This window comes from Nocardia sp. BSTN01, assembly GCF_015354405.1.
Classification (GTDB): Bacteria; Actinomycetota; Actinomycetes; order Mycobacteriales; family Mycobacteriaceae; genus Nocardia.
In genome coordinates, this window is record NZ_JADKYP010000175.1 from 1 (window position 1) to 720 (window position 720).

The 720-nt window shown below is 69.0% G+C and carries 1 protein-coding gene; it reads right to left on the minus strand.

Annotated elements, in window-relative coordinates; genetic code table 11:
• Positions 1-720: AMP-binding protein (locus IRT45_RS36405; RefSeq protein ID WP_194810277.1), on the minus strand; the 720-nt coding region annotated here is incomplete at both ends.

Below are 720 nucleotides of genomic sequence, written 5' to 3' on the forward strand. Positions count from 1 at the left end.
CGCAGACGCGAATCCAGCACGTAGACACGGGTGTTGAAGACGGGGCGGCCGATCGGCACGGAATCGACATCGGCATCGGTCACCTCGTGATAGGTGACGTCGACGGCGGCCTCGGTGGGGCCGTACAGGTTGTGCAGCGCGGCGCCGGTGAGCTCACGCAGGCGCTGCGCCGACTTGGGCGCCAGCGCCTCACCGGAGGCGAACACCAGGCGCAGTGTGGTGCACTGCGCGGCCGCCGCCTCGGCGACGAAGACCGCCAGCATCGACGGCACGAAGTGCGTGACGGTGACACCTTCGCCGACGATCACCTCGGCCAGATACGCCGGATCGCGATGGCCGTCGGGCCGCGCCACGACGAGCCGTGCGCCGATCTGCAAGGGCCAGAAGAACTCCCACACCGACACGTCGAAGGTCGCGGGCGTCTTCTGCAGCACCACATCGGCGGGAGTGAGGCCATATTCGGCCTGCATCCACACCAGCCGGTTGACGATCGCCGCATGCGGCACCGCGACGCCCTTGGGGCGGCCGGTGGAACCGGAGGTGAAGATCACGTACGCGGTGTTGGCCGGCCGCAGCGGGCCGCGGCGCTCCGCGTCGGTGATCGGCTCGATCGCGTAGCCCGACAGGTCCAGCAGGTCGATGCGCACCTGCGCGGTGTCGATGTCGAGATCGTCACCGGAGGTCAGCACGCAGACCGGATCCGCGGTGGCCAGGATGTAT